General features: G+C 37.0%; 23 protein-coding genes and 10 tRNA genes. 7 read left to right on the top strand and 26 right to left on the bottom strand.

Annotated features, from left to right (window positions below; translation table 11 throughout):
• Positions 1–36 precede the first annotated feature (36 nt).
• Positions 37–825, bottom strand: coding sequence for an RDD family protein (locus tag LRP83_RS11025; RefSeq protein WP_230496751.1), 789 nt, complete (start codon positions 823–825; stop codon positions 37–39).
• A gap of 77 nt (positions 826–902) precedes the next feature.
• Between LRP83_RS11025 and LRP83_RS11030 the strand changes: the two genes are divergently transcribed.
• On the top strand, positions 903–1,874 hold the full coding sequence (locus LRP83_RS11030; protein ID WP_230496752.1) for a stage II sporulation protein M: 972 nt from the start codon (positions 903–905) through the stop codon (positions 1,872–1,874).
• Here the strand turns inward: LRP83_RS11030 and LRP83_RS11035 are convergent.
• From LRP83_RS11035 to LRP83_RS11075, 9 genes are all read right to left on the bottom strand, one after another.
• A complete protein-coding gene (locus LRP83_RS11035; protein ID WP_230496753.1) occupies positions 1,855–3,213 on the bottom strand; it encodes a DUF58 domain-containing protein in 1,359 nt (452 codons plus the stop codon). The two genes, LRP83_RS11030 and LRP83_RS11035, sit on opposite strands and share 20 nt — an antisense overlap.
• On the bottom strand, positions 3,164–4,096 hold the full coding sequence (locus LRP83_RS11040) for an AAA family ATPase (protein ID WP_230496754.1): 933 nt from the start codon (positions 4,094–4,096) through the stop codon (positions 3,164–3,166). The genes LRP83_RS11035 and LRP83_RS11040 overlap by 50 nt, the downstream gene beginning before the upstream one ends.
• Positions 4,093–5,235, bottom strand: a complete 1,143-nt coding sequence (locus LRP83_RS11045) for a DUF4350 domain-containing protein (protein WP_230496755.1) — start codon at positions 5,233–5,235, stop codon at positions 4,093–4,095. Before LRP83_RS11045 ends, LRP83_RS11040 begins: the two co-directional genes overlap by 4 nt.
• Positions 5,232–5,885 (bottom strand): DUF4129 domain-containing protein, encoded by a 654-nt coding sequence (locus tag LRP83_RS11050; RefSeq protein ID WP_230496756.1) that lies wholly within the window; start codon positions 5,883–5,885, stop codon positions 5,232–5,234. The genes LRP83_RS11045 and LRP83_RS11050 overlap by 4 nt, the downstream gene beginning before the upstream one ends.
• 9 nt (positions 5,886–5,894) lie before the next feature.
• Positions 5,895–6,926, bottom strand: a complete 1,032-nt coding sequence (locus tag LRP83_RS11055) for a hypothetical protein (RefSeq protein ID WP_230496757.1) — start codon at positions 6,924–6,926, stop codon at positions 5,895–5,897.
• 209 nt (positions 6,927–7,135) lie between these two features.
• A complete protein-coding gene (locus LRP83_RS11060; protein ID WP_230496758.1) occupies positions 7,136–7,519 on the bottom strand; it encodes a hypothetical protein in 384 nt (127 codons plus the stop codon).
• The gene (locus LRP83_RS11065; RefSeq protein WP_230496759.1) at positions 7,516–8,913 is read right to left on the bottom strand and encodes a sensor histidine kinase; all 1,398 of its coding nucleotides are present in this window, start codon (positions 8,911–8,913) and stop codon (positions 7,516–7,518) included. Before LRP83_RS11065 ends, LRP83_RS11060 begins: the two co-directional genes overlap by 4 nt.
• Complete coding sequence (locus LRP83_RS11070; protein WP_230496760.1) at positions 8,910–9,605, bottom strand: response regulator; 696 nt, start codon at positions 9,603–9,605, stop codon at positions 8,910–8,912. The genes LRP83_RS11065 and LRP83_RS11070 overlap by 4 nt, the downstream gene beginning before the upstream one ends.
• Positions 9,606–9,724: 119 nt before the next feature.
• Complete coding sequence (locus LRP83_RS11075; RefSeq protein ID WP_230496761.1) at positions 9,725–10,348, bottom strand: hypothetical protein; 624 nt, start codon at positions 10,346–10,348, stop codon at positions 9,725–9,727.
• Positions 10,349–10,664: 316 nt separating this feature from the next.
• On the opposite strand from LRP83_RS11075, the gene LRP83_RS11080 reads away from it, so the two are divergent.
• From LRP83_RS11080 to LRP83_RS11095, 4 genes are all read left to right on the top strand, one after another.
• Entirely contained in the window at positions 10,665–11,222 is a 558-nt protein-coding gene (locus LRP83_RS11080; RefSeq protein ID WP_230496762.1) for a competence protein ComK, read from the top strand.
• 265 nt (positions 11,223–11,487) lie between these two features.
• The gene (locus tag LRP83_RS11085; RefSeq protein WP_354002340.1) at positions 11,488–12,003 is read left to right on the top strand and encodes a sigma-70 family RNA polymerase sigma factor; all 516 of its coding nucleotides are present in this window, start codon (positions 11,488–11,490) and stop codon (positions 12,001–12,003) included.
• Positions 12,004–12,277: 274 nt separating this feature from the next.
• Positions 12,278–12,679, top strand: a complete 402-nt coding sequence (locus LRP83_RS11090; protein WP_230496764.1) for a hypothetical protein — start codon at positions 12,278–12,280, stop codon at positions 12,677–12,679.
• A gap of 206 nt (positions 12,680–12,885) precedes the next feature.
• The gene (locus LRP83_RS11095; RefSeq protein ID WP_230496765.1) at positions 12,886–14,721 is read left to right on the top strand and encodes a sensor domain-containing diguanylate cyclase; all 1,836 of its coding nucleotides are present in this window, start codon (positions 12,886–12,888) and stop codon (positions 14,719–14,721) included.
• Between the two features lie 89 nt (positions 14,722–14,810).
• On the opposite strand, the gene LRP83_RS11100 is transcribed toward LRP83_RS11095, so the two are convergent.
• The 4 genes from LRP83_RS11100 to LRP83_RS11115 form a co-directional block, all read right to left on the bottom strand.
• Positions 14,811–15,719, bottom strand: coding sequence for an HD domain-containing phosphohydrolase (locus LRP83_RS11100; protein WP_230496766.1), 909 nt, complete (start codon positions 15,717–15,719; stop codon positions 14,811–14,813).
• 109 nt (positions 15,720–15,828) lie between these two features.
• Positions 15,829–16,515 (bottom strand): hypothetical protein, encoded by a 687-nt coding sequence (locus LRP83_RS11105; RefSeq protein ID WP_230496767.1) that lies wholly within the window; start codon positions 16,513–16,515, stop codon positions 15,829–15,831.
• Positions 16,516–16,750: 235 nt separating this feature from the next.
• On the bottom strand, positions 16,751–17,740 hold the full coding sequence (locus LRP83_RS11110; RefSeq protein WP_230496768.1) for a 3'-5' exoribonuclease YhaM family protein: 990 nt from the start codon (positions 17,738–17,740) through the stop codon (positions 16,751–16,753).
• Positions 17,741–17,890: 150 nt separating this feature from the next.
• Positions 17,891–18,622, bottom strand: a complete 732-nt coding sequence (locus LRP83_RS11115) for a DUF4230 domain-containing protein (RefSeq protein ID WP_230496769.1) — start codon at positions 18,620–18,622, stop codon at positions 17,891–17,893.
• Between the two features lie 267 nt (positions 18,623–18,889).
• Here LRP83_RS11115 and LRP83_RS11120 point away from each other — a divergent pair, with 267 nt between their 5' ends.
• Complete coding sequence (locus tag LRP83_RS11120; protein WP_230496770.1) at positions 18,890–20,146, top strand: ATP-binding protein; 1,257 nt, start codon at positions 18,890–18,892, stop codon at positions 20,144–20,146.
• A 48-nt stretch (positions 20,147–20,194) separates the two neighbouring features.
• On the opposite strand, the gene LRP83_RS11125 is transcribed toward LRP83_RS11120, so the two are convergent.
• Positions 20,195–20,929: a DUF2161 domain-containing phosphodiesterase gene (locus LRP83_RS11125; RefSeq protein WP_354002341.1), complete on the bottom strand. Its 735-nt coding sequence runs from the start codon at positions 20,927–20,929 to the stop codon at positions 20,195–20,197.
• A 130-nt stretch (positions 20,930–21,059) separates the two neighbouring features.
• Complete coding sequence (locus LRP83_RS11130; RefSeq protein ID WP_230496771.1) at positions 21,060–21,902, bottom strand: aldo/keto reductase; 843 nt, start codon at positions 21,900–21,902, stop codon at positions 21,060–21,062.
• 215 nt (positions 21,903–22,117) lie between these two features.
• Here LRP83_RS11130 and LRP83_RS11135 point away from each other — a divergent pair, with 215 nt between their 5' ends.
• Entirely contained in the window at positions 22,118–22,618 is a 501-nt protein-coding gene (locus LRP83_RS11135) for a DoxX family protein (protein WP_230496772.1), read from the top strand.
• Between the two features lie 86 nt (positions 22,619–22,704).
• Here LRP83_RS11135 and LRP83_RS11140 read toward each other — a convergent pair.
• From LRP83_RS11140 to LRP83_RS11185, 10 genes are all read right to left on the bottom strand, one after another.
• Positions 22,705–22,779, bottom strand: a tRNA-Asn gene (locus LRP83_RS11140).
• Positions 22,780–22,841: 62 nt separating this feature from the next.
• Positions 22,842–22,918: transfer RNA gene (locus tag LRP83_RS11145), tRNA-Ile, on the bottom strand.
• 3 nt (positions 22,919–22,921) lie between these two features.
• Positions 22,922–22,995: transfer RNA gene (locus LRP83_RS11150), tRNA-Gly, on the bottom strand.
• Positions 22,996–23,038: 43 nt separating this feature from the next.
• Positions 23,039–23,113 (bottom strand) — tRNA-Gln (locus LRP83_RS11155).
• Positions 23,114–23,142: 29 nt separating this feature from the next.
• Positions 23,143–23,218 (bottom strand) — tRNA-His (locus tag LRP83_RS11160).
• A gap of 25 nt (positions 23,219–23,243) precedes the next feature.
• Positions 23,244–23,327, bottom strand: a tRNA-Tyr gene (locus tag LRP83_RS11165).
• A gap of 34 nt (positions 23,328–23,361) precedes the next feature.
• Positions 23,362–23,434, bottom strand: a tRNA-Phe gene (locus LRP83_RS11170).
• 46 nt (positions 23,435–23,480) lie between these two features.
• Positions 23,481–23,557, bottom strand: a tRNA-Asp gene (locus LRP83_RS11175).
• 35 nt (positions 23,558–23,592) lie between these two features.
• Positions 23,593–23,666, bottom strand: a tRNA-Met gene (locus LRP83_RS11180).
• Between the two features lie 178 nt (positions 23,667–23,844).
• A tRNA-Ser gene (locus LRP83_RS11185) sits at positions 23,845–23,937 on the bottom strand.

A 23,937-nucleotide genomic window follows, 5' to 3' on the forward strand; every position in this document is an offset into this window, starting at 1 on the left:
ACATCCCCACCTTACCCAAGTGGGGAATAACCCAATTTAAAATTCCCAATCCTCCCGGAGGACCATGTATAAAGCCAATAAATCCTTTTCAACCTCTACATAAGGTTTACCTTCGAACTCAACCTGTATTAACGGAAACAGAACACTTGCAACCTTTATCGTTAATTTTTCTCTTTCTACCGTTCCAAGTGTTTGGCGTCTTTCCATGTACGTTCTCAATATGGCCCATTCTCGAGCTCCGATTTTTTTCCTTGACCAATCGTCAAGCTCCATTCGCCCAGTTTGAATATTTCTCTTCTCCATCTCTTTCTGAAAGGCATTCTTCTTCCGCTTTTTACGCTTTCTCTCATAGATTACTACAGTTCCGGCTACTAAATCCCCGACACGTTTATGTTTCGAATGAAAGAAAATCATCAGAATTCCTAGCAAATACATCCCAGGTAAAAAATCAACAATTCGTAAAAGGTTCCGAATAAACGAGGACATAAAGGTAATCAATTGACCATTATCCTGAATGACACGAATTCCAACCAACCACTTTCCAATCGTCCGACCGGAGTTGAAAAACTCAAAAAACGCAAAATACCCCCATGTTAATATAAAGAACAAGATGATAACAATTGCCCAAAAGTAATTGGTAAAACCTTCAATTTCTCCTAAAAAGCTTTTATTAACCTTTATTGAAATGAAAAATATGGTAAAATTTAATAAACCAAGGATGATCCAATCGATAATTTGGGCGGTGGCTCGGCTTCCGATTCCAGCTATTTTAAATTTCAAATGGACGTGCTCAGGTGTAGTAATATCGATTTCCTGAAGGTTCATTTTTAATAAAATCCTTCCTATCATAAATTCTTCTATATAATGGGAAAACTAAATATAAAAGTAGGTGAAACTAATTCATGGAGCTAAAACTCTTTATTAAGCAGCATCGTAACGACTGGGATATGCTCGAACAGAGCTTAAAACAAATGGCAAAACGCAAGAAGTATTTGACTCCAGAAACGATTGATCAATTTCAGCTTCTTTATCAAAAAGTGTCGCATCAGCTTTCTGTTAGTCAAACATATTTCCCCCAAGAAGAGGTAACACAGTATTTAAATAATCTTGTTTCTAAGGCTCATAATATTCTGTATCGTGATCAAGCAACAAGCCTTTATCAAATAAAACGGTTTTTAGGGTCTACATTCATCCATTTGTTTCTGGAACAAAGAAAGTTTGTCTTGATTGCTATGCTTCTATTTACGATTGGGGCAGTTGGTGGGTATATGTCTGTGATTAATGACCCGCTTCATCTTTATACCCTTCTCGGACCAGAATTTGTGGAAGGAATTGATCCCGACAGCCTTGGCGAATCAGACGGAGAAATCAACTCTCCCCTCATGTCAACAACGATTATGACCAATAATATTCAAGTCGCGATTCTGGCATTTGCTGGTGGAATAACACTTGGACTATTCACTATTTATGTACTAATTTCAAACGGGATTCTCGTCGGTGCATTGGCAGCTGTTTTTTGGCAGCACGGAAAGTTTTACGAATTTTGGGCTTATATTGTTCCTCATGGCATGATTGAGCTAACGGCGATTTTTATTGCCGGAGGCGCCGGTTTGTTAATGGGCTATAAGATTCTGGTGCCAGGACCCTATCCACGTTCCTTTCAATTGAAACGGCATGGATTAAGGTCTGTACAGCTATTGCTCGGAACCGTTCCCCTATTTGTGATTGCAGGGATCATTGAAGGATATATAACCCCTGCCGATATATCGTTAGAAGCAAAATATGCGTTTGCATTTATCACTGTTATTGCTTTAATTTTGTATATTTTAATTGGAAAAAGAAAAGTTATTCACTCTACAGTTGCCCCCGATTAATAATATCGATATACCGGCTGACTGCTTTTGTGGCTAAATGTTCTTCGGGAACTTCTATCATTTCAATTCCTAATCGATGCATTCGTTTCATTTCTATATTTTTGCGCAGTACCTCTCGTTGGGCTGCGCTTTTTATCATGATTGTTCTTGTATCTACTGGCTCTTCTTTAATCCACTTGTTAACCATTGGATCAGCTAATCCTAGCAAAAGAAATAGATGTCTTCTCTTAACCCTTTTAATCGAAAAGAGCGAGGTTTCCTCAAATAAGAATGGGCTTAAATCGCTAAATAATAGGATAAAGCTTCTGCGTTTTTGGACCCTCTCTAAGTAATCGAATACATGTATATAGTTCGACTCATTGGAATCCGCATGTATCGCATAAATCGATCGAATGATTGTTTGTAAATGAGCCATTCCCTTACCAGATGGTATATAGGCACTTACTTTATTGGAAAACGCGATGACAGATACATAATCTCCTTGTCGTAAAGCGACTGCAGCAACAGTTAAAGCAGCTTCCACAGAACGCTCCAACCGATTTACTTTTGTTAACTCCACTCCCATCGGCCGCCCACAGTCTATCAAAATGGTAATATATTTACCATGCTCCGGTTGGTACACATTGGTCATCAATTCCGCTTGCTTACCTGTCTGTCGCCAATTTATTTTACGCGGATCATCCCCAATTACATAATTGCGAATTTGCGCAAATTCTCCGCCACCAATTCGGCTTCTTCGGATCTTTGTTCCTTCATGTAATAACAGCTTTTGCAATGTAGCCAAATGACCGCGAACTTCACTCATATCTGGTATTACACTGATTTTATTGTTTTGTTCAAATGACATTTGTTTTTCCCATAGGCCAACAGGAGATTGATAACGCAAGAAAATAAGACTTAATTCGAAATCTCCCCTCATTTGAGGCGTTGATTCATAAGAAATAACCTTTTCTTGCCTTCCGCCCACCTCTCCTCCAATTGGAAATGGTCTTAAAAAAGAAGTGGGAAGCTCATCAATTAACCGAAACCGAATCGGAACAGTGGATTGATTTTTCAAATAAAAACGAACTTGAAAGGCTTCTCCTCTTTCTACCTCTTCTTGAACCATTCGTTTGCCTATAACTTGCTTTCGGCGTGGCAACATCATGAAATCAAGTAAGCTTAATAGGAAAAGCAAGCTGTTTAAAATGAAAAACGCACGCCAACCGTAATCCCATCTCGATGCAATGGTTATGGGTACAAGTAAGAGCAGAAACAGACCCATCAATCTTTTCGTTGGTAAAATCCCTTTAGCGTGGGACGGGCGTTTGAGCCACCACGTCTTGGATGATTTGGTCACTTGTTCCTCCCTCCAGTTCTATATGTGGTGATGGAATGATTCGATGTCTTAAAGCTGGTCGAACAACTACCTTCACATCATCTGGTGTAACATAATCGCGACCATCCAAAAACGCCCAGGCTTTGCTTGCTTCGACAATTCCCATCCCTGCACGAGGACTTGCTCCTAATGTAATCATATCGGTCTCACGAGTTTTGCGAACAATATTGGCAATGTAGTCGATGATTTCATCCTTCACCTTCACAGCTCGAACCTGTTCTCTTAACTCGTTAAATTGTTCTAGACTTAAAACAGCACGATGGTCAGTAGACTTTTGAGACTGTTGTGAGGTGGCTTGCTTTAACACCTCTTTTTCGGCTTCCAAGTTAGGGTATCCGACTAAAATTTTGAATAAAAATCGATCCTGCTGCGCTTCGGGCAATGGATATGTACCTTCAAATTCAACTGGATTTTGAGTAGCTGCAACAAAAAAAGGTTCGGGAAGTTTATAGGTTTCGCCATGAATCGTCACTTGTTTTTCTTCCATCGCTTCTAAAAGAGCTGCCTGTGTCTTAGCAGGAGTACGATTTATTTCATCTGCTAAAAGAATGTTTGTAAAAATCGGACCCTTTAACGTTTGAAACTGCCCTTCCTTTAGATTGAAAATTGCACTACCCGTAATATCACTTGGAAGTAAATCTGGTGTGAATTGGACTCTACCAAATTCGCCACCAATGAGCCCCGCTAACGTTCGGATCATTTTTGTTTTTCCGGTTCCAGGTACTCCCTCGAGCAAAACATTTCCACCCGCTAAAATTGCCGTAAGCAGTAATTTAATATTTTGACGTTGGCCAAATATATGCGACTCATAGGAATCTATCAATTCTTCAAGAGCTGGATTCATTCTTGTACCTCTTTTCTCATGTCGTCTATAAGCTTCGAACATCTTAAAAATTGTTTATGTGAGACTTTTTCAGTTGAGGAAATGGCGTCTATTTCTAACCAATTTTGCTCCCATTGGCTTTGTTTACTTTGGGGTAAACGCCGCTTTATTAAGTCGATAAAATCCTGAGACACTGTATTTGCAGCGATCCCCCAGTGATCTTGGATGATGAGCCTCAGGTATTCCATTTGGTGTTGAAGTGTTTCTTGATAAAATTCACCCTTTTGATACCAAACGGCTTGCGCCCTTATTCGTTCATCCCCAAATCGGACTACCCATTCTCTCGGTGTTTCAACTGGACCAAATCGTTTACCTTTAGACCAGATAAAAAGCAACATAAATAAACAAACTTGAGCAAAAATGACAATAAACCACTCTGGATAAGCTTCGATGATTGCCAACTTACTCTTTAAGCCATGGATGTAATCATTAAACCAAACGACTTCAGGATTCATATGCTCCAGTAAAGGTAGAATTAGCTGAAGATGGTCGTTCTCTAAAATATTCTTATTTTGAAACCATTCCGGTGTAAGTAGAACGGTTAATTCACCTTTTCCATAAGTACGGCTGATTGCGATTGGGCCAGTAGAGTCCTCAAAGATTGTTTCATCTCCCGCTTTTGGTACAAGGCGCAAATTTGTCTCAACTAAAGCTTTATATGTACCCTCATTAGTTTGAATTTGTTTAATGGGAATCTCGTCGTTCAACTCGACCTTATTTGTTTTTGCATCGAAAAATCCTTCTGGATAGTGAGCGACGAGCCAGAGGTCATTTCCACGCTCCATCCATTTAATCCACTTTTCCTGCTCTTCCTCATTAAACATTTGATTTGGTTCAATCAAGAGCATGAATTGCTCAGAAGAACTAGGTAGCTGTTCAACTGGTCTTTCCCAAACTTGAACTTGTGTTTGTTGATTTTTAATAAATGTATAAATCGCTTTGACTCCTGTAGGGGAAGGTGACTTACTTATAAATTCAGGATAATCTGTCTGCTTAGTTGGAATAAGTAATGTACCTAGACCAAAAAACAAGATAAGCAGGATGGCAATACTAATCCAGGTCCATGTTGGTTGATTTGAATTTTTCCATTTCCTTATCATCCTTGTTCACCCTTCATATACCTATCCTCGTTTATCACAAAGCCTATCACTTGTTGACGAAACTCCATATAATCCTCTCTAGGGATGTGACGGCCACCATACCAAGTCGCCTCAAACCTATGAGCTAAAGCACGAAACGTCTTAGCAATTTCTGGCTGTGTGCCTTGTAGCTCATCCATATACTCACCATTTGTTTTCCATGCCCGAGCCTCAATCCATTGTTTTTGATCGAGATTTAGAAGATACGCCAAAAACAGATGGCGTTGTGCCGAACGCAAATCCCCTTCCTCCCATCGTTTTTCCGCTTCAAGGAGATGAGATTGAGGAGACTGAACTAATTCACTTTCTGACCCAATTGGCTTCGAGTAAAAGCGATTCTCCCTGACAACCTTTGAGGAAAACAGAAATAAGAGCAGCAAGACAATCGCTATTCCAAGTCCTACTAACCCGTAGGAAATCCATTCAGAAGTAGTTTCTCTTACTTCTTGTTGAGGGAGTAATTTGGTTAAATAACGACTCAACCAGTCCTGAAGCCGTTCCAACAAGTCTGCTAACGTATTCTTGTCTTCCCGATAGTAAGCTTGATACTCTTTTTGTGAAAGAATGGTTTCGAGCTCGTCTCTAGCTTTTAGTGGATCAATATTTTTCAAAATGAACCCCTACTTTTCTGTTTCTTTTGTATCTAAGGTACTGTGATGATCCACTTTCCCATCTTCAAATGGAGCATCTTCAACCATTTCATCCTCTGCTTTTTCTACGTCCTCAGGCTGAGCGTAGCTATTAAGCATCTCCTGTATATCTGCCCCTTCGTTTCGGACACGAAGATCAAAATAAACTACCGCAAAAGCAACGTTCATAATGACATAGGATAAAGCTGTAAAGAGAGTATCCAATAAATAGCCTAAAATACTTCCACTTAAAAAGATGGTAGATACAAACTGTAAAGCAAACGTAATCATAGTAACGATAATGTTAAGGACAATATACAAACCAACAAGGCGCCAAAACTGCCCCTTCGTTAGCCTCCAGCTTTTTCCTATCCCTGGGGAAACTTTTTCAAAAACAATCGCCGTAAAATAAAAGCCCCAGCGTGTTAATAAATAAACTACTCCGAATAGATAGGCCAATCCAGCAACAACGCTGACCATGATTAGGAGTGGACCTACATCAAGATTTCCAGCTAGAAACAAGAAGGGGAAGCCCAGGGACGGCACGAGTATGAGCCCAAACAAAATTAATAAATAGACGATTGATCCACCTAATAAAGCCCCAAATCGAGAAAAAGCCTGTTTAATAATGGGTCCGATTTCAACTGATTCACCATTTTTCACTTTATCAGTAAGGATGATAATTGCTGCCATTGCCACTGGCAAAAGGACAATGGTTAACAAGGCTAGAGTAATAATCAAGATAGCTAACTCGATACCACCAACATTCGCTATAGCTTGATCAATTCCGCTGGATTCAAATGATAGCAAAAAACTATCTATTGTTGAAAAACTCTCTCCTGTAGAGCCTGGTAAGACAGGCATTCCTCCAGAATACATCGCCATCGCTTGTACTAATAAAATTGGACCTCCTAAAATCATCATGATTAAAAAGATCTTTGCAAACTGTTTTCTTATAACCAAGAAGGTTAAATCTAGTATTTCTCCGAACTCCCTCGGTTTTTCAATCCACTTTTCCATCATATTTCCCCCTACCTGAACGTTTTCTATAGTATTCTCTTTTTGCAATTTTCCAATAAAATTGGATATTTACCTAATTTTATCAATTTTCTTACTCATATGTCACTGATTTACTTTTTTTTCAATTAAAAAGGGATTTATAGGTTTGCCAAATTAAGAAAAAAACAGAGAGCCAGATTAAACTGACTCTCTGTTTCTATTTTTCCTTAATATTATTCCTTCAACAATTTCTCTAACTCTGCTAAGTCTTGATCTAAATCGGTTAGTTCCTCTAATTCCTTTATGAGGTCATCAAGTTCCTGAAGATTTTTCTCAATTTCGTCGAATTCGACTAACGTTTTATTGACTTCTTTTTCTAGCTCTTCTATATCAGACAAGTTTTGTTCAATTTCCGCCTTTTCCTTTAAATGCTCCTCGTCCTCTTCTACTACTGATTCATTTAGGATTTTTTCTTCATTCGTGAGGTGTGTCTCGTTCTGATTCTCTTCATTAATAATGTTAACGGATAGCTCTTTTTCAGCATCACTTTCCATATTTTCCGTACAGCCGGCTAGTAGCAGAATGGATAAAGCTAAGCTCCAATAGACTTTTTTCATCCTATTCTCCTTATAGTTAGTAGTTCCTGCGGAATTTTTACGGTGAACCTTATTTTTCCCTCACTTGATTGAACGGATATGTCCCCACCATGAAGTTCAACAATTCGTTTTGCAATGGTTAAACCGAGTCCATTGCCCTTTTGCGTTCGGCTTTGGTCAGTTTTAAAAAAGCGGTCAAATAAAAATGGGAGTATATGAGATGGGATTTCGTCCCCACTATTTTCAAAGTTAATCATGATAAAATCGTTTTCTTGTATGAGATTAATTTTCACAGTTGCCCTTGGACTAGAATGTTTGATGGCATTTTCAAGTAGATTTATACATACTTGCCTTATACGGTCAATATCCACATTGGCTAGGACCTCTGCTTCAATCTCTTTTTCAATGATAATCTCTTTTTGTTTTGCTTGTAAACTTAGCTGTAAAATACAGGCTTCAACTAAGTCTGTCATCGATGTTTTTTGCTTGTATAAAATAACAGCCTTTTCTTCCAGTGCGGAAAGGTCTGCTAAATCATCAATTAATTGGCTAATTCGTTTAATCTCATTAATAGAAATTTGAATGAGTTCTTCTTCTTCGTCCACAGTTAATATTTCATCTGAAATTCCTTGAAGGGTGGACCTAATGGTCGTTAATGGCGTTCTTAGTTCATGAGAAATTTCACCTATGAATCTCTTTCTGCTTTGTTCAATGATCGCAAGCCTATCTGCCATGGAATTGATGGCCGCTCCTAGTGAGGCGAACTCATCCTTCCCCTTTAGTTGAACTTGTTTTTCAAAATTCCCCTTCGAGATATTTCTTACTGTTTCACTCATTGAAACAATCGGTGAAGTGACTTTTTTTGATAGAAAAAAGGATATGAGTACAATTGGCAAAAATAGCAAAAGGACAGCTAGTCCAATCATTTGATTAATTTCTTGTACTAACCCTTCCGCTTCTTTCATTGGGGTATATAAAAAGATAGCTCCCTTGTTTTCGTTTCCGACTAAGATTGGAACCCCAACAATAAACATTTTGATTTCATCGTTTTTATAAAAAGTAACCTCTGCAAAATGGGCTTTCTGATTTAAAACATCGCCAATCCAACTTTGTACAGCTGCATTTTCCTCTACAAAAAGAGAGTCTCTTCCTGCTGTCATAATACTGACTTGAATATGATCCCGCTCTTGGACTAAAAGAATCGTTTGCTTCAGCGTTTCTTTACTTATTTCACCATTTAGAAATAACTCTACTTCTTTATTTAATTCGCCTGCTTTTGTCACTAATGTATCCTGTGTTCGATCATAGATTTTTTTTTCTAATAAAAATCCAATGATAAGGGAGCTACATAGTAGACTTCCTAAACTAAAGGCTAACGCAAATACGAGCATTTTTTTAAACGTCGAGTTCATCATGAGGAGGATGCCTCCAGCTGATAACCAACACCCCATACCGTTTTAATGGAAATCGATTGATTTTCAGCTTTTGACAGCTTTGATCGTAACCGTTTAATGTATAAATCGACAACCCGGTCTTCCCCTTCAAAGTCCCAACCCCAGATCATTTCGATGAGCTCATCTCGACTAAATACTCGATTAGGATGTTTGGCGAGAAATAAGAGCAGTTCATACTCTTTTTTGGGTAGCTTTATTTCATGACTATTAAGTGCAACTGTATGATTCATTGTATTGATTTCCAATTCCCCAATCGATATCAAATCTGCACTACTAATCTTCTTGTCAATTTGAGTGCGCCTTAAAACGGCTTGTAGCCGGGCAATTAATTCATTAGGATCAAATGGCTTGACGATATAATCATCTGCTCCTAATTGTAAGCCTTCAATTTTATCAGTTTGTTGGCCCTTTGCTGTTAGCATAATAATGGGGACTGTTGATGCTCGTCTTATTGTTTCACAAACCTTCATACCATCAATAATCGGCAACATTAAATCTAAAATAATCGCATCAACCTTTATTTGCTCAAATAACTTTAAGGCTTGCTCCCCATCATAGGCGAATACAACCTCATAACCAGCCTTTTGCAAATAAATACTAGTAACCTTGCATATATTAAGGTCGTCATCTACCATCATTATTTTTATTGTCATGTATGTTACACCTCAAAAGGTTTATCTAATTAGATTATACTTGGAAATGAAAAATAAAAAAGCCGTAGCCATAAAAAAATGGTCTACGGCTTTATATAAGATGGTAGCCCAGAAAACCATTATTTAGCTAATAGTTCTCCGATAAGTGTTTTTTGTGATAGAATTTCGTTTTTCAGTTCACTAATCTGCTCAGCCAGACTAGCAACCTCTTCTAAATTTGCTGTAGCTTCATCAACAGTCACTTGCTGCTTGCTTTCTTTTGCTTGCAGTTTAGTAGATAGTGTATTCTGCTTCACTTGTTTATTTTGCACATTTTCCACTTTATTTTGTTGTTCGTTTTGTTTGATTTGTTCTTGGATTTTCTTTAATTCTATTTGCAATTCTTTCAGTCGATTTAAATCTGGCTGAATCGATGTCATTTTCGTTTTAACGGTTTGTTGCTTTTTAGTAATCGTTTCTTTTACTATTTTTATTTGTTCTTTATCCTTTTTCTCTTTTGCTACTTTAAGTTTTGCGATTAACTCTTTGATGCTATTTTGTACCGGCTTCACTTCAGCAAGCACATTTTGCACACGTGTTTTAATCAGTTTAATTTCCGCAAATAATACTTTAAGTCGCTGTTTGTTTTTTTGTTCAGTTAACTCAATCTTGCTAGAAGTACCGCTAATTTCTGCAGCCCCTACGGAAATACCACCAAACAACAAACTTCCGACAAAAATAGATGCTGCTATTTTTTTCTTCACCCAGTTGACCTCCTCTACCCATAGTACCTTTCCATTCTAGTGTACATAGGAAATATGTCATAATTATGTCACTTTTCAGATTTTAATAGAAAAAGTATTTAATAATAGTATAAACTCATTTGAACCAAACATCTAAGCCAAAAATATTCCATCATAGACTACTAACAACAGATGAATAGAGGGAAGTAAGAGAATTGCGAATTTTGTCACAAATTACGCTATTACCGAATATATTCCATAATTAACTAAATGTATAATTCAAATAAAGGGAGTGTTAAAAAAACAAATTTAAAGGTAGATTTAGGGGTTGATAAGGTTGTTTACAGTAAATTATTATATTATTAATCTACAGATGGTTTTAATGATGGGTGAGTATAATCATTATGGAAAACTTTGTACAAGAATAATGGAGTTAGATAAAACCTTTTTAGTTGATAAAGAACCATTAGCAGTTTTAAATGATACCATCAATTACATAGACTTCGATTTAAAAGGAGCCCAGCCTGAGACTAAATTAATTAAAGAAAATGTTAATATATGTCCCATTCTAGGTAACCCTCTTCATAGTATTTGCGCCTTTCCTAGTCAAGCCTATAAAAGTGACGACACAATTTGGTTTAATCCAATTCATATTGTCAAAACCAGTGCACATGGTAGACATACACTGGTCGATTTAAGCAATGGTTATTCCATCGAAGTTCATTCGAGACTTTCTAGCTTCAACCAAAAATGGCAAAATGCACAGTTTTTAAGAAGAATGACCACTAAAAGAGAAAAAAGTCCGTTTACCCTTATCGTGGATCAGAAAAAGAAAAATTTATTAAAGAAAGATTCCTCTGGAAGGTACAATTTTGAAATTTTTTTAAGGAAGTAGTAATCAATATATTAAGCATCTGCCATCTGGTAGGTGCTTTTTTTATTTGATTTATAAAAATCATACTCAAATCACACTAACTACCAAAAACAGACCGCAAATTTAATTTTTGAAGCGGTTTTTAGTGTTTAAACGGCAAAAACCGCTTCAAAAAGTGAATTTATGCGATTCGATTAAAACATATTATCCCGATAAGGTAGAAGTACCCGGGAATACAAAGAAAAGCGCGCTTTCTAAAAGGAAGACTCCATTGGAAAGCTTTGAAATGTTAGTAACTAAATATGAACCAATGATCTATAAAATTATTCATTCTCTTCACATTTATAAAAATCGGGAGGAATATTACCAGATTGGGCTGATTGGCTTATGGGAAGCAAGTACACGGTTCGACCCTACGAAGGGAAATTTCATGAATTATGCTTACTCGATTGTAAAAGGTAAGATACAAACAGAAATGACAAAATCTAGGTTGCATGAAGAACGAAATATCTATGCGAAAGAGGAATTCTGGGAAGGTATCGAGGATTCAAACTCTGACATGGCTTTAGAAGAAAAGCTACTACTCTCCTACTGCGAAACATTATCGAAAAAACAATTAACATGGCTAATGTATACTCTTAGATCCAACTTAACGGTAAAAGAAATAGCTGAAAAGGAAGGTGTTTCGATATCAGCAGTCAAGGCTTGGCGCACCGGGGCTAGGGAGAAAATGAAAAGTAGGATGGATGTAGAAAAAAGCGTAGGCGCCCGTTTAGCGGCGTATGGACTGGAGCCCTCTTGACCGAGATAAAGGAATCACGAATCGCGTTTTTGGCGATTCGATGTTGACTTATCGTAGGGAGGGAGAGTGAAGTCCACTAGACGCTGGGCGCTGGAGCTGGACAATTCTCGAAGTCAAAAAAGTTATACTTTCTTGCTTAGAAAAGAAAAATATCATTCCTTATACTTTAATGCCTACTGTTACAAATGCCTAATAATTTTTGAAAAAGTAAGACCCTTCTTGAAAACTGGTCATATGATAAATGGATTAGAAATGTAAAAGAAGGGTGATACAATTGAATAATCAAATGGGACAATTTAGACCAGTTCATGGCGGAGGTCATGGTGGACATGGTGGACACGGCAGTCATGGTGAACACGGCGGTCACGGTGGATACGGCAGTCACGGTGGATACGGCGGTCATGGTGGATACGGCGGTCATGGTGGATACGGCGGTCACGGTGGGCATGGCGGGCATGGTGGGCACGGCGGTGGTCATGGTGGATACGGAGGGAATTTTGGATACGGTTCAGGTTTGGTAGGGGCTGGGTTAGGCTTAGCACTAGGAACAGCGGCTGGATTGGCTGGTTCATCAAATCAATATCCATATCCGTACCCGTACCCAACTTACCAACCATATCCTGTTAGTCCGTATTCGCCTTATACGCCTTATACGCCTTATACTCCCTACTATTAAAATACACACATGAATATCTATCACCATTGAAATGAAGAAATGGCGTACAAGGCAGATATGCTTTTACGCCATTTTTTTCACAAATTGTCGAACGCTTCAAATTTACCTGAAATCTTTTTACATATATGATATATTTATTGGTTAAAAATATGGTATATCTTAATAGACTCGTAATCCATTTGAATTAATAGGTGTGATAGATTCATATGAAAATAAAAATGATTAATATAGTGACTCTTATCCTACTTACATTCTGTTTGACAGGTTGGATTATTCAACCCATTCCAGTTGCTAAAGAAGGGATTGTCTCGCTTAAAGAGTGGGATGGTGGAAAAGATGGTCCCGTTTCTCTTGAAGGGGAATGGAATTTTTACTGGAAAACAGATGGGCCAGACAAGCTTACAGCAGGAGAACGATCCCTGATTGAAGTCCCTTCTGGTTGGGACGACGAAAACCTATTTCCATCTTCTGGATATGGCTTATATCATATTCAATTAAGGGGCCTCAAGGTTGGCAATAACTATGGTCTTAAAATCCCGATCATGTCTAATTCCTACCGATTATGGCTTGACGACGAATTAATGATTACGAACGGTAATCCAGGCAAAACAAAAGAAACAACCATTCCGTTTTACAAACCACAAGTAGTATTTTTCGATGCTCACAGTGATACCATCGACATCTATATGAACATTGCCAATTTCCATTACCGAAGCGGCGGTATGTGGAGTAGTTTGAAATTTGGTACGGCTCAACAAATTACTGAATTAACAAAAAGAAACCTTGTATTCGAAGCAATCATTATTGGGAGTTTACTGCTATCCGGCTTATATCATATTGTTCTGTTTCTACATCGGAGAAAAGAAAGCATCTTACTGATGTTTGGTGCTACATGTCTTGTTATAGCAGCACGCACGATTGTCATCGGAGAACAAGTCCTTACAATCCTTTTTAAAAGTGTTCCATGGGAGTTTATTGTCAAAACCGAGTTTTTAACTTTTTACACGGTCGTTCCACTATTCGTATGGTTTATGCACAATTTATACAAACAGGAAGTTTCAATACTATTTTGTAAAATAATATCTGTCATTAGTTTGCTTTTTTCATTATTAGTAGTATTTACACCTGCTATCATCTATACAAAAAGCCTTTTCCTTTTCCAAGCCTTAACTATTGTCACAATCGTTTATATCATTTTCGCGCTCATCTTAGCTACAGCAAGAAAGCGTGAAGGAGCAAAGGTCGTCCTTAGTTGTTCCTTCATTTATGCATTAACTGTTATCAATGATATTCTCTATACTAATGGCAACATAGATTCTACTAATCTATCTAGTATGGGGCAATTTATCTTTATCTTCTCACAAAGTTATATTATCGCCAAAAACTTATCCAAAGCATTCCAAAAAGTTGAAGACTTTTCCAATCAATTAACGGAGTTAAATCAAACGCTAGAAGAAAAAATATATGACCGAACAAAATCGTTAGAAGACTCTAAGCTAGAATTACAACGTGTCAATGAAGTATTAAAAGAAATGTCCTATCTTGATCCACTTACAAACCTTCCGAACCGTCGCTACTTTGATGATTTATACGAAAAGGAATGGGATATAGCTACCACAAATCAGACCATGATTTCGATTCTTTATATGGATATCGATCACTTTAAATTTTACAATGATTCCTACGGACATCAACAAGGGGATATGACCCTTCAACTAGTAGCAGCTTGTTTACAAAAATCTATCCAAAAGTATCATGGAACTGTCGCAAGAATTGGTGGAGAGGAATTCGTAGCCCTCATTCCAAATATTAGTCCAAATCAAGTTAGTATGATTGCGGAAGAATGTAGAATGAAAGTGAAGCAATTAGAAATCATCCATCAAAACTCTTCTACCTCACCTTTTGTGACCATTAGTATAGGAGTTGCCTCAACTGTACCAGACGCAACCATATCCAAAAGAAAACTTATCCGAATGGCAGACGAAGCACTTTATTACGCAAAGGAAGATGGTAGAAATCAAGTAGTACTCTCCACCACCTAAATAAAACAAAAAGGGCTAACCGAAATAAAACGGTTAGCCCTTTTAACGCTTTAAAGCATCGGGGGACAGTCCCCACACACTTTACTGTGTTAAACTATTTTTCCTTCTTCTTTTAATACCTTTTCAAATGCTTCTACGACTTCTCTGTCATATAGCGTTCCAATGGAGCCTTTTATGACGTCGAAGGCTTCTTGTGCATTTGATGCTTTACGATATACACGGTCCTCTGTCATGGCATCAAATGTATCACTTACGGCAATAATTCGGGCTTCTAATAGAATATCATCACCCTTTAGCCCTTTTGGGTATCCACTACCATTTAATCGTTCGTGGTGCTGTTCAATGATGGGAGCTAGCTCTTCATAAAAGGTTCCTTTTATCATTTTAGCTCCATCGGAAGGATGCTTTTTTATGATTTCGAATTCCTCGACGGTTAATCGGCTAGGTTTATTTAAAATTTCTTCTGGGACATTAACCTTTCCAATATCATGAATGTAACTTGCCGTATTAAGATTTTCAATTTGAACTCTATTTAATTTCATTTTTTTTGCAATTTTTATAGAATAATTGGCAACACGGTCGCTATGCAAATAAGTATAACGATCTTTTGCTTCAACCTTTTTAACTATGTCCATAAGTGCTGACATTTCATTACTCAAATGAATAAAGGTTTGTTCTGTTGTTACCCATAAAAAGGTCACATTAGTTAAGGCAGTAAAGTGGATATGGTCAGTTAATCCCTTTGCTGAAAAGTAATCTCCAGTACCCAAAATAGTCTTCTCATCATTTATTTCACAAAGTATTTCCCCTGATTGTATTAAATAAAATTCTAAAACATTGGGATTATCGCTTGGATATACATAGAACAGCTTATCTTTTTCAATTGTATGTAGGAGAACTTCAACACCATCACCACGTGTTAGTAAACTAAATTCACTTCTATTATATACAACAGTTTCTAACGCCGATCCTTTTTTACCAATTTTAAACCCTTCCAAATCGTATTCCCCCTATACTAATCTGAGAATATATAAAAACGAGTCCCATAGTGCAGAACCCGTTGATGTTTAACTATTTTAGTTTATCAGAAAATGTTTATATATAACATTAGATTTCACCAACAATTCGAATTGGGTCTATCCAAACAATTAGGTGACCAAATTCAACTGGTACCCAACTGCATTCAGCAATATATCCTACTTCCTTGACTTTTGATATCGTCTCAGTAGACATTTTAAGTGTTTCATAGTATACATTAGTTATTACTTTTTCGAGTTCTGAATTATATTTATCATCAAGTTCTTTATAATTACTATTAAATGGCTCTCCATTTTTGATTCTACAAATACCATTCTCTTCAGTAGTTCCAACAATGTCATCGCATTTAAATTGCTCCTTACTTACTAATGTTGTCATTTTATCATTTACTACAACCATTTCATCAGAAATATCTCCAGTTTTAGCCACATTTGATACTTCCTCTTCAATTAAAGAAAATATTTCATCAACTTCTTTAATAATGTTTTGATCCTGTACATTATTAACAGTAGTCTTACTCCTTAAGTCTTTATCTTTACTTTGCAGTTTCTCAATATCTGTATAATAATCAGCCTGAAGCTTCTCAGCCTTTTTTACACCCTTTTCTATTTCTTTTCTAATCTTTTCATTTGTTTTATTAACAAGCTCAATGGCTTTCAGTTTCTCTTTAACAACTTTGTCTTCACCGGCAAATGCATTCGTCCCTATCCCTAAGATTAAAGAAAACACAAATAAAATAGATAATAATTTTTTCATGATTGTATCCCCCATATGATTATTATGCTCGTACAACAAATGGTCCAAAGCCACTATTAACATTGAATTAATTAAGAGTAATTAAATAGTTTCCAACTTAATAGTTTTTATTGAGTTTACTGTTTCATATAATTTAAATATAACGTCTCTAACCAAATAATGCTATAAAAATATTTGCAATATTTTGTCTCCTTAACTCAATTTTGGTAATTTCAGGCTTTAAACTTTCTTGCTGCTATTTATCGAGGCCTTTTGCTTTATAAATTTTTCCAAGTCCCCAAATCTTTTGAACTTCTCCTTCTTTCATATCCACCGTTGCCTTTGAAATCATGTTTATTTTCGCATCGATGTTATCAATCATGTGGCAAAGGTGTGCTTCAAGTGTGATGGGCTCAGCGGTGCTTCCCCATCCATTGCTTAGAGGACCATGGTGACTAGAGATAATATTCATTAATTCATACACTACTGTTACTTCTTCTAATGAGACTGTGCGCTGGCTACGGATGAAAACTAATTTTCGGTCAATCATCTGGTTAACAATTTGAATATGGCCTAAAAACTGGCCAAATAATGTATATTCAGGAGCAGCAGTATCTTTTGTCATTTCGATAATTTTCCCCATGTCATGTAGCGTGAGAGCTGCGTACATTTTGCTGCGATTTACTGCTTCACCATATTGATCGCAAATATTCTTTGCTATCCGAAGAAGTGATAAAGTATGAAACGCGAGGCCTGAACGGAAATTATGATGCATTTTCACAGCAGCAACATGGTACATAAAATACTTATTGTTCTCCTCAAATAATTCAGAGGTTATTTGATGTAAAATAGGTATCTTAATTTCGTCTATGAAGGCTCTAATTTCCACTTCCATGCTTTCAACTGATTCAGGAGCACTTTCGATAAATTCGCTCATTTCAACCTCTCCCTGTACAGCTTGACGAAAAGCAGAAATGGTCATTTGGACTTGTCCATTATATTCAGAGGCATCTCCTGCAATATGTAACATCGCACCATTGGAAAAAATTGATAAAATTTCTTCAACATCCTTTCCCCCAAACCCGTTATTCCATAGCTTGCAGGCTACCATCTTATGCTTTTTGGCTACTGTAACATTTAAGTACGGATCTCCCTTTTTCGTCTTTTCTTGTTTAACTTCTTTCACTAAACAAAAACCTTCGAACGTTTCTCCTGGTACAACTTCAAGCAAACATGTTACAGCCATTTCAATAGCCTCCCTATTTTGTGGAAAATTTTTTTATACTTTCATTCATAGATTAATTATAAGACTATTTACTTGTTACAACAAATAATCACTTAATTCTTATTCCCAAAAATAGAAAGGACAGTAGTCCGAAGACTGCTGCCCTTTAAACTATTTAAACTGAATTTTTGCCGTATATCCTAAATGACTAAAGAAAGAGCTAAGAACTTTTTCAGCACTTTCTTCCGCTTTTGTTAATAAACCCATTTGAATAGCTTCATTCTTAATCTCAATCGTAGCTTTTGCTGCAAGATCATAGCCTTCATCCCAATGAACCTCACTTCGAAAGAGTCCTTCTTCAGAGTAAGTCTGCACTTTATCCATTTGAATTGAAGGCTCTTGAATAAGGGTTGCTCGTGGAATCGTAAGGGTTATTTCTTTTCTATCCTCATTAATCTTTATGTTTTCATCCGTTACTGATGTTAAGTCGACCCCAGCAATGACTGTAGCAGGAACAATTAATAGCAGAGTGCGTTTTGTACCTGGCAGGTTCATACTAATCTCTTGATTAAAAAGCTTATTATCTTCTTCCTTCACAATCGTAGTCACAACAGCTTCTGCCGTTGCGAGTGTCGCTAGTTCTTGAACGCTCTCAACTATACTAAATGTTTCATTTTTATAGGTATTATCCGAAAAAAATTTAAAATAGAAAAAAGTGCTAAAACTAACGATAAACGCTAGTAAAATAACAAACATAAACACTCGTAATTTAAATAATCTTACGAAAACTGGAAAAACTAGACCAGTCCTCTTATTAGAACCTAATGCTAATGCCGCAGCTGTTTCTTTATCTCTGGAAAAGGCTTCTTTCTTTGCCATTTCATAGTTTTCTATATTCATCATTAATCCCCCCTACTCTTACAATGGAAAGAAATATTATTGTCTTAATATGTCGAATCATAACATAAAAGGAATAAGCTAGTATAGCAGATTGGAGGGATTAACAATAGCTACCATTGTTAATCATAGACAACTAACTCATAGAATGGGTCCAGTCCAAGATCATTTTTTTTAACTAATCGATACTTTATACCTATAATATTTAGAGGTTTTTTTGTTTTTTAGTAGAATTTAACTAGTAATATACTCTTACAAATAGGGGACATTTATATGTTTAATTATTTCGGTCAATTCCTTTATCATGTTTTAATCGTTCTTTTTCCCATCTTTTTTTATCATTTATATTTACAAGAGAATCATAATGGTCGAAAAAAAACTAATGCGAAATTTGCCTTGATTGTTTTATTCATGTTATTTTGTACGATGTCTTACCCAATCGAATACAAAAATGGTTATATTTATGACTTCAGGGTTATCCCGATTATGATTTCGTTTTTATATGCCGGGCTCTTACAAGGCACTATTACATTGTCAGCTATGTTGATTTATAGGTTAATCATTGGAGGACCAGGTTTTTATATTACTTTTATTAATTATTTCATCTTAGCATTTCTACTAATACTCATTTATCGTAAGTTTGATAGCTTTAAGTTTAGAACGAAGATGATCCTTGTTAGCTCCCTTTATTGGTTCATCGCTTGTACGAGGGGAATTACCTTGTTAAAAACAGGACAGTTTGATCAGATTCCTTTTATGCTAACATTTGGACTTATCACTTGGTTCACGTTAATAACTATATTTTTTATTATAGAAAATTTAGATCAACAAATGAGGATTCAAAGCCAATTACAACGGGCTGACAAACTTAATGTGATTAGTCAACTTGCAGCGTCTGTTGCACATGAAGTAAGAAACCCAATGACTTCTGTCCGAGGCTTTCTACAGCTAATAAGAACAGATGAAAATTTGGATAGCAAACAAAGAAAATACATCGACATCTCCTTAAAGGAATTAGAGCACGCACAGTATATTATTAACGACTACCTTTCTCTAGCGAAACCTAATGATAAAAATCCAGCGATTATTAATTTAGCAGAAGAAATTAAGAGTACCATTGAATTAATGACCTCCTATACAAATATCAATAACGTAACCATTGAATCTTCGATTGAGAATTCGTTATATATTAAAGGATTAAAAGATGAAATCAAGCAAGTACTTGTCAATATTTTGAAAAATGGAATTGAAGCCGTTGACCAAGGCGGCATCATTATCGTAAATGCTTATACAACGGAAGATGAAATAGTAATTGACATTTCGGATAATGGACATGGGATGACTAAAACACAGTTAAAATATATAGGTACACCGTTCTATTCAACGAAAGATAAAGGTACAGGGGTAGGTCTTACGGTTTCTTACCAAATTATCCATTCGATGAAAGGTAAAATACAAGTGGAAAGTTTGGAAGGAAAGGGTACTAAATTCATCATTAAATTTCCTTTAGGAAACTATTATATTAACTAAAAAAGAGATGTAGCATCCCTGCTCTATCTCTTTTTTTCTTTAGAATTGTTACTCGTCAGATTCAAGCTTTACTTCCGAAAAGTACTGTATGATCTCAGGGAAATCAGTAATTTCCTTTTTCCCCTTTTCGCTGATTGCATATATCCCTCGTTCAATTTTCTCATACCAGCCGTAATAATTTTTTGTAAGGATTGATAGAGTCTTGTCACCCGTGCCAATTTGGCGGAGTGCTTTTGGGGATGATGGACCATTAATCTCGAGGAGGTAGGCAATTTGAATACAATTCTCTTTATAAGCTGTCATAATCTTAGTCTTATTACTGCCACCAACATTGTGGTCACCATTTCTTCCCTTTATTTCGGCTAAAAGCCTTTCTCGTTTTTTCTTATTTCGTTGCATAATTCTCTTTCTATCAAAGGGAGATGGTTCAATGACTATTTCCATTTTAGCGCCACTTTTTAGAAAGTTGACTAGAATTAAGCCAAGCTCTAAGGTTTTTACTAAATGACAGAGATCGTACCATTTTTTAGAGGTTAGTCGTTTAGGCTTAGGTATGGCAATGTAGACCTGGTCGGTTAAGCGCTGGCGTTTGGTCGCTTGGATTAGAAGGTCCACCGTCAAACTAAGCTTCATTTCAATCAATATCAGCTCATTTTCTTTCACAGCTGCGATATCACAATGGTGTACTTCACCATGTACTTCATAGCCGTTTTTTGAAAAATATCTCCGAATAGGCTCATATAAATCAGTTTCGTATCGTTTTTCTTTGATATTTTTCATCATTTCCCCTCTACTCTTTAAAACTCATAATTAGTTAACACAATTATATCACTTTATCCCATTTATCACCCACCCTTTAACGCAGTAAAGCGCTAGGGGACTGTCCCCCAGCGCTTTACTGTGTTAAAGTTTTTTAGTTATTAAATCCAGCAACCATTGTGTCTGGATCAGATCCTACTCGTTCATTTTTATTAAGACCATCGATTTTTTCCAAGTCTTCTACTGATAGTTCGAAATCAAAGATGTTTGCATTTTCAACGATTCGTTGTTCTTTGATTGATTTTGGAATAGTGACGACTCCATTTTGTAAATCCCAACGCAAAATGATCTGTGCAGCTGATTTTTGATACTTTGCGGCAATTTCATTAATGGTCGGGTCACTTAATAATTCACCCTGTTTTAACGGTGACCATGCTTCCAGCTGTATTCCTTCTCTTTGGCAAAAAGCTAGCAGTTCCTTTTGAGTTAAGTGCGGATGGAATTCCACTTGATTTACCATTGGTTTAATCTCTGCCGAACTTATTAAATCTTCTAAATGATGAATTTTAAAATTGCTTACTCCGATAGCTCGAACACGCCCATCTTTGTATAACTTTTCAAGCGCCTTCCAAGTTTCTTTGTATTTGGTTTTACCTGGCCAATGAATTAAATACAAATCCAGATAATCTAAACCAAGTTTATTTAAACTAGTTTCAAAAGCTTGTAGTGTTGATTCATACCCTTGATCAGAATTCCATACTTTAGAGGTAATAAATAATTCTTCTCTTGGAACTCCAGATTCCCTAATCCCCTGTCCAACACCTTCTTCATTTCTATAAATCGCTGCAGTATCGATGCTTTTATATCCATGTTGGATAGCAACCTTGACAGATTCAATCACTTCCGAGCCCTCTTGAACCTTAAATACACCTAACCCAAACCACGGCATCTTTACGCCGTTATGTAATGTGGTTGTAGCTTGTAAACTATTCGTCATTTTGCTTTCCTCCTTTAAACTCTATTACAAATAATTCTTCCAAAAATAAATGATAATGTCAATGAAAGGATATCACCTAAAATATGTTAGTTCAAAATTTTGACAATATGTTTTTACAAATTGGTGAAATTTACCAATACACCAGCAATATTTACTACATTTCTAGTATATTGATAGTGTAATCAATCTTTATTATTTGAAAGGAAGCGATTAAAATGTTAGTTAAATTTTTGAGAGAAAACACTATTTCAGCCGCTCTATTCGCAGCTATTCGCATATTTTTAGGTTACCAATGGATGACAGCAGGCTTTCACAAAATTACCGGTGGCTTTGATGCAAGTGGGTTTTTAAAAGGAGCGATCGCAAACCCTGTAAAAGGTCCTGATGGTGTGGTGTATGGTGGTTGGGTATCTTTTCTTGATAACTTTGCAATTCCAAATGCAGATTTATTCAATGTATTAGTTCCTTGGGGTGAATTTTTAGTAGGGTTAGGACTTATTCTTGGTTGCTTAACAACAGCTGCTGCTTTCTTCGGAGTAGTAATGAACTTTGCTTTCATGTTATCTGGAACCATTTCTCACAACCCAACTGATATTATCATGGGTGTTCTGATTATGGTGGCTGGCTACAACGCTGGAAAATTCGGGCTTGACCGATACGTTGTTCCTTTTTTCCATAAGCGCTTGGGTAAAGAAGTTAATAAGAGTTTAGTATAGTGGTAGATTTAAAAAAAGAGGTTGATTCAATTAGAATCAACCTCTTTTTTTGTTTTTATATAATATGTACATTGATTATAAAAAAATGGCTCCGCAGGTAGGACTCGAACCTACGACCGTTCGGTTAACAGCCGAATGCTCTACCACTGAGCTACTGCGGAACATAAGGAAAGTTATTTTGCATTCGCAAAAAACTTTAATTATTTTGCTTTGCAAAAAATTCTGGTGGGCCTAAATGGACTCGAACCATCGACCTCACGCTTATCAGGCGTGCGCTCTAACCAGCTGAGCTATAGGCCCATATGGAGCGGGTGATGAGAATCGAACTCACAACATCAGCTTGGAAGGCTGAGGTTTTACCACTAAACTACACCCGCATGTTTAACTATTACCTGATTACTTAGCTATGCTTTAAAAAAGTGGCTGGGCTAGCTGGATTTGAACCAACGCATGTCGCAGTCAAAGTGCGATGCCTTACCGCTTGGCTATAGCCCAATTATAGGTTATTTGGTTAAAAATAAAAATGGGGCGACCGAGGGGAATCGAACCCCCGAATGTCGGAACCACAATCCGATGCGTTAACCACTTCGCCACGACCGCCATAATAGTATATGTTTGAAGTAAATGGTGGAGGGGGACGGATTCGAACCGCCGAACCCAAGGGAACGGATTTACAGTCCGTCGCGTTTAGCCACTTCGCTACCCCTCCATATTATAAAAAACTAAATTGAATAGAAAAAAGGTGGCTCAGGACGGAATCGAACCGCCGACACAAGGATTTTCAGTCCTTTGCTCTACCGACTGAGCTACTGAGCCACATAATATAGATAGATAAACAGTAGAAGTCTACTGAGATAAAAAATGGCGGTCCGGACGGGACTCGAACCCGCGACCTCCTGCGTGACAGGCAGGCATTCTAACCAACTGAACTACCGGACCAAGTATTTTCAAGAGGTTTTCTTGAAAATACATAATTGCGGGGGCAGGATTTGAACCTGCGACCTTCGGGTTATGAGCCCGACGAGCTACCGGGCTGCTCCACCCCGCGACGATAATAACATATAAAGTTGTCACATGCCCCATGTTTCCTATGGGCCGTCCCGATTTCGGGAAGATTATTCAAGATGTTGCTCAATCGGTACGCTGATGATTATTCATCGAAGCATATTCGATCGTGCTCCACCCCGCGACGATAATAACATATAAAGTTGTCACTAAAAAAATAATGGAGGAGGAAGAGGGATTCGAACCCCCGCGCGGTATGACCCGCCTGTCGGTTTTCAAGACCGATCCCTTCAGCCGAACTTGGGTATTCCTCC

It is taken from the genome of Pseudoneobacillus rhizosphaerae (genome assembly GCF_917563885.1).
In the GTDB taxonomy this organism is placed as follows: Bacteria; Bacillota; Bacilli; order Bacillales; family Cytobacillaceae; genus Pseudoneobacillus; species Pseudoneobacillus rhizosphaerae.